Origin of the sequence: Streptomyces sp. YS-3, from assembly GCF_045257485.1 — a bacterium.
Classification (GTDB): domain Bacteria; phylum Actinomycetota; class Actinomycetes; order Streptomycetales; family Streptomycetaceae; genus Streptomyces.
In genome coordinates this window covers 1-5531 of record NZ_JBJHPC010000483.1, presented here as the reverse complement: position 1 = coordinate 5531, position 5531 = coordinate 1, and the positions used below count along the sequence as shown (strand labels likewise).

Annotated in this window: 4 protein-coding genes; 3 read left to right on the top strand and 1 reads right to left on the bottom strand. The window is 72.4% G+C overall.

The annotated features are described in order from the left end of the window. Positions 1–64 precede the first annotated feature (64 nt). The 3 genes from ACJA3G_RS28750 to ACJA3G_RS28740 all read left to right on the top strand — a co-directional run bounded on the left by ACJA3G_RS28750 (position 65) and on the right by ACJA3G_RS28740 (position 3243). Complete coding sequence (locus ACJA3G_RS28750; RefSeq protein WP_406555956.1) at positions 65–496, top strand: MerR family transcriptional regulator; 432 nt, start codon at positions 65–67, stop codon at positions 494–496. After that, positions 493–828 carry a thioredoxin gene (trxA, locus tag ACJA3G_RS28745; RefSeq protein ID WP_406555955.1) on the top strand — a complete coding sequence of 112 codons (336 nt, stop codon included), beginning with the start codon at positions 493–495 and terminating at the stop codon, positions 826–828. The genes ACJA3G_RS28750 and trxA overlap by 4 nt, the downstream gene beginning before the upstream one ends. Before the next feature lie 165 nt (positions 829–993). After that, entirely contained in the window at positions 994–3243 is a 2250-nt protein-coding gene (locus ACJA3G_RS28740) for a HelD family protein (RefSeq protein WP_406555957.1), read from the top strand. On the opposite strand, the gene glgB is transcribed toward ACJA3G_RS28740, so the two are convergent. Next, a partial coding sequence (glgB, locus tag ACJA3G_RS28735; protein WP_406555954.1) for a 1,4-alpha-glucan branching enzyme occupies positions 3200–5531 on the bottom strand: 2332 nt, incomplete at its 5' end. The two genes, ACJA3G_RS28740 and glgB, sit on opposite strands and share 44 nt — an antisense overlap.

The window sequence follows — 5531 nt, the reverse complement described above, 5'->3', positions numbered from 1 at the left end:
GGGGAAGGGGCGGGGTGGGGGCTTCCCTTGCCTTGACCTCGGCGTCAAGGATTACCGTCGTCCCATGCGAATCGGCGAGCTGGCCGCACGCGCCGGAACCACCACCCGCGCGCTGCGCTACTACGAGTCGCGCGGACTCCTCACCGCGCGCCGGGCGGAGAACGGGTACCGGTCGTACGACGAGGAGGACCTGCGGCTGCTGCGGCAGATCAGGACCCTTCAGGACTTCGGGTTCGAGCTGGAGGAGACCCGGCCGTTCGTGGAGTGCCTGCGGGCGGGTCACGAGGCCGGCGACACCTGTCCCGCCTCGCTCGCCGTGTACCGGCGCAAGCTGGCCGAGCTCGACGGGCTCATCGGTCAGCTGCAGTCCGTACGCGACCAGGTCGGCGCCCAGTTGGCGCGGGCCGAGACGGCCCGCGCCGAGCTGGAGGCCGGTTCGCTGGCGCCCGGGACCCCCGGGTGCGAACTGACGGGGATGACGGAGGGGTTGGTATGACGGTTCAGGCAGCAGGCGTGGAGATGGTGACGGACGCGACCTTCGAGCAGGAGGTGCTGGAGGCGGATCTGCCGGTGCTCGTGGAGTTCACCGCCGACTGGTGCCCCCCGTGCCGCCAGCTCGCGCCGGTGCTGAGCCAGATCGCCTTCGAGGAGGGCGACCGGCTCAAGGTGGTGGCGCTGGACGTGGACAGGGACCCGCGGACGACGCTGAAGTACGGAGTGCTGTCGATGCCGACACTGATGGTCTTCCGCGGTGGCGAGCCCGTGAAGTCGATGGTGGGCGCGCGCCCCAAGCGCCGTCTGATGCAGGAGCTCGAAGACGTGCTGTAGCCGACGGCCGCAGTTCCGCGAAAACAAAAAGCCCCGGTCCGATATTGCGGCCGGGGTTTTTCTCTGCGTATATTGGGTTCTTCATGTGTTTCGCAGAAGAAACGCACGTAAAGCCCTCACGAAAAGCACTGTATCGCGTCAGGAGCGGAATTGTCAACCGAGGAAATTCGGAAAGAACAGCAATTCATCGACGGCCTCTACACCCGCCTCGAAGCCCTCCGCGCCCGGGCCGAGGACTCCGTGCGGCACGCGCTCGCGCAGGTCGGGACCGGTCTCCAGGCGCGGCTGGAGCGCGATGTGGTGGTGGCCGAACAGTCCGGGCTGCTCAGCGCGCTCGACGGCGGTGAGAACGGACTCTGTTTCGGCCGCCTCGACTTCTCCGACGGCCGCTCCCACCACATCGGCCGCATCGGAATCCGCCGCGACGACGCCGAACGCACACCCCTGGTGATCGACTGGCGGGCCGATGTCGCGCGCCCGTTCTATCTCGCGACCGGATACACCCCGATGGGGCTGCGCCGGCGCCGGCACCTGACCACCGAGGGGCGTACGGTCACCGCGCTCCACGACGAGATCCTCGACCTCACCGACGCGGCCCGCACCGGGCACGAGGGCGCGGACGCCGACGCCGTGCTGCTCGCGGCGCTGGACGCGGCCCGCACGGGCCGGATGCACGACATCGTGCAGACCATCCAGGCCGAGCAGGACCGGATCATCCGGGCCCCGCAGCACGGCGTGCTCGTCGTCGAGGGCGGGCCCGGCACCGGCAAGACGGCGGTCGCCCTGCACCGGGCGGCGTATCTGCTCTACGCGTACCGCGAGCAGCTGGCCCGGCGCGCGGTGCTGATCGTCGGCCCCAACCCCGCCTTCCTGGGGTACATCGGCGAGGTGCTGCCCGCGCTCGGCGAGACCGGGGTGCTGCTGTCCACCATGGGCGAGCTCTTCCCGGGCGTGCGGGCGGAGGGGACCGACACCCCGGCCGCCGCCGAGGTGAAGGGCCGCGCCGAGATGGCGGAGGTCCTCGCCAAGGCCGTACGCGACCGCCAGACCGTGCCGCACACCGCCGCCGAGATCGACCACGAGGGGTACGGGACGCTCAGCCTGGACCGGGCCATGGCCGAGGACGCCCGCTGGCGGGCCCGCGAGTCCGGGCTGCCGCACAACCTGGCCCGCCCGTACTTCGCGTTCCACATCATCGACGCGCTCACCGCGCAGCTCGCCGAGCGGATCGGCGCCGACCCCTTCGGCGGCGAGAACCTGCTCGGCCCCGACGACCTCGCCCAGCTCGGCAAGGAGATCGCCACCAGCCACGAGGTCCACGCCGCCATCGACACGTTCTGGCCCGCGCTCACCCCCGAGCGGTTCGTCGCGGACTTCCTGGCCGACCCCGTCCACCTGGACGAGACCGACGCCGAGCTGATCCGCCGCGAGGGCGGCGCCTGGACGGCGGCCGACGTGCCGCTGCTCGACGAGGCCGCCGAACTCCTCGGCGAGGACGACTCCGCGGCCCGCGCCGCCGCCGAGGCCGAACGCCAGGACCGGATCGCGTACGCGCAGGGCGTCCTCGACCTCTCCGCGGGTTCGGAGAGCTTCGAGTTCGAGGACGAGGAGTCCGAGGTGCTCGCCGCGCACGACATCATCGACGCCGAGCGGTTCGCCGAGCGGCACGAGGAGGCCGACCACCGCAGCGCCGCCGAACGCGCCGCCGCCGACCGCACCTGGGCCTTCGGCCACATCATCGTGGACGAGGCGCAGGAGCTGTCCGCGATGGCCTGGCGGCTGCTGATGCGCCGCTGCCCGACCCGCTCGCTCACCCTGGTCGGGGACCCCGCCCAGACCGCCGAGGCGGCGGGCGTCGGCTCCTGGCAGAAGATCCTGGAGCCGTACGTGGAGGACCGCTGGGAGCATGTGCGCCTGGGGGTCAACTACCGTACGCCCGCCGAGATCATGGAGGTGGCGGCGCGGGTCTGCCGCGCGGTGGACCCCTCCTTCGAGCCGCCGAGCTCGGTGCGGGCCACCGGGGTGCGGCCCTGGGCGCGCGAGGCCGCGCCGCACGCGCTCGCCGGGGCCGTCGCCGGGGCGGTCGAGCGGGAGACGCCCGGCGCGGGCCGCCTCGCGGTGATCGCGCCGCGCACCCTGCACGCGGCCCTGCACGCCGCGCTCCCGGACGTCCCCCCGGGCGAGCCCGATCTGACCCGGCCGGTGGTCCTGCTCGACCCGCGGCAGGCCAAGGGCCTGGAGTTCGACACGGTCCTGGTGGTGGAGCCCGCCGCGTACGGGGTCAGCGACCTGTACGTGGCGCTGACCCGGGCCACCCAGCGGCTCGGCGTGCTGCACTCCGAGCCGCTGCCCGCGGCGCTGGCGGACGCGCTCAGGCCGGCCGCAGCCACACCGTCGCCAGCGGCGGCAGGGTGAGCTGGATACTGACGGGCCGGCCGTGGCTGGGCACGGAGTCCGGCTTGAGGGGGTCCTCGTTGCGGATGTCACCGCCGCCGTAGCGCCCGGCGTCGGTGTTGAGGACCTCCGTCCAGGCGGAGACGGTGTCGGGGACGCCCAGGCGGTAGTCGTGGCGGACCACCGGCGAGAAGTGGGAGACGGCAAGCAGCGGGGCGCCGGAGGCGTCGTGGCGCAGGAAGGCGAAGACGTTGTCCTCCGCCGCGTCGCCCGCCACCCACGCGAAGCCGGCCGGGTCGGTGTCGCGCTGCCACAGCGACGGTGTGTCGCGGTAGACCGTGTTGAGGTCGCGGACCAGGTCCCGTACGCCCCGGTGGTCGGGCTCGGCCGAGTACGACGGGTCGAGCAGCCACCAGTCGGGTCCGGTGGTCTCCGACCACTCCGCGCCCTGGGCGAACTCCTGCCCCATGAAAAGGAGTTGCTTGCCCGGGTGCGCCCACATGAAGCCCAGATAGGCGCGGTGGGTGGCGCGCCGCTGCCACCAGTCGCCGGGCATCTTGGAGACCAGTGAGCGCTTGCCGTGCACGACCTCGTCGTGGGAGATCGGCAGGACGTAGTTCTCGCTGTACGCGTAGACCATCGAGAACGTCATCTCGTTGTGGTGGTACTTGCGGTGGACCGGTTCGTGGGCCGCGTACCCCAGCGAGTCGTGCATCCAGCCCATGTTCCACTTCAGCCCGAAGCCCAGCCCGCCGAAGCCGTCGGGCCCGACGTGGTGGGTGGCGCGGGTGACGCCGTCCCACGCCGTGGACTCCTCGGCGATGGTGATCACACCCGGGCAGCGGCGGTAGACGGTGGCGTTCATCTCCTGGAGGAAGGCCACCGCGTCCAGGTTCTCCCGGCCGCCGTGCTCGTTGGGCGACCACTCGCCCGCCTCGCGCGAGTAGTCCAGGTAGAGCATCGAGGCGACCGCGTCCACCCGCAGCCCGTCGACGTGGAACTCCTCGCACCAGTACGTGGCGTTGGCCACCAGGAAGTTGCGGACCTCCTTGCGGCCGTAGTCGAACTCCAGGGTGCCCCAGTCGGGGTGCTCGGAGCGGGAGGGGTCCTCGTGCTCGTAGAGCGTGCGCCCGTCGAAGGAGGCCAGCGCCCAGTCGTCCTTCGGGAAGTGCGCCGGCACCCAGTCCACGATCACCCCGATCCCGGCCCGGTGCAGCGCGTCCACCAGATGGCGGAAGTCGTCCGGGGTGCCCATCCGGGCGGTGGGGGCGTAGAAGCCGGTCACCTGGTAGCCCCAGGAGCCGCCGAAGGGGTGCTCGGCCACCGGCAGGAACTCGACATGGGTGAAGCCCAGGTCGCGTACGTACGCGGGGAGCTGCTCGGCGAGCTGGCGGTAGGTCAGCCGGGGGCGCCAGGACGGCAGGTGCACCTCGTAGACCGAGAAGGGCGACTCGTGGACCGGCCGGTCGCCCCGGGCCGCCATCCACAGGTCGTCCTGCCACACGTGGTGCGACTCGGTCACGATGGAGGCGGTCGCGGGCGGCACCTCGGTGCGCCGGGCCATCGGGTCGGCCCGCAGGGTGTGCGAGCCGTCCGGGCGGGTGATGTCGAACTTGTAGAGCGCGCCGTCGCCGACGCCCGGCAGGAACAGCTCCCACACCCCGGTCGAGCCGAGCGAGCGCATCGGGTACGCGGTGCCGTCCCAGTAGCAGAAGTCGCCGGTGACACGGACCCCGAGGGCGTTGGGGGCCCAGACGGTGAACCGGGTGCCCGCCACACCCTGGTGGACCATCGGGCGGGCGCCCAGCGCCGTCCACAGCTCCTCGTGGCGGCCCTCGCCGATCAGATGCAGATCGAGCTCGCCGAGCGCGGGCAGGAAGCGGTACGGGTCCTCGGCCTCCAGCTCGTTGTCGTCGTAGGTGACGAGCAGCGAGTACACGGGGACCTCGCGCAGCGACAGCACCCCGCCGAAGAGGCCGTCGCCCTCGTCGCGGAGCTCGGCGCGGACCCCGTCCGCCAGGACGGTCACGGCCTGCGCGTACGGGCGCAGCACCCGGAAGGCCACACCGCCGCGCACCCGGTGGGCGCCGAGCAGCGCGTGCGGGTCGTGGTGCGCCCCGGCGAGCAGCCGGGCGCGGTCCTCGGCGGCGAGCGGTCGCGCGGCCCGGACGCCTTGGCTCCCGCCGCGCTTCGGCTTCGGCGGCGCGTCCGGCGTCGAGGCCTCCGAGGCCTTCGAAGCCTTCGAAGCCTTCGAAGCCTTCGGCGCCTTCGAGGCCTTCTGTGTCTTCGGCGGCTGCGGTGGCTTCGCT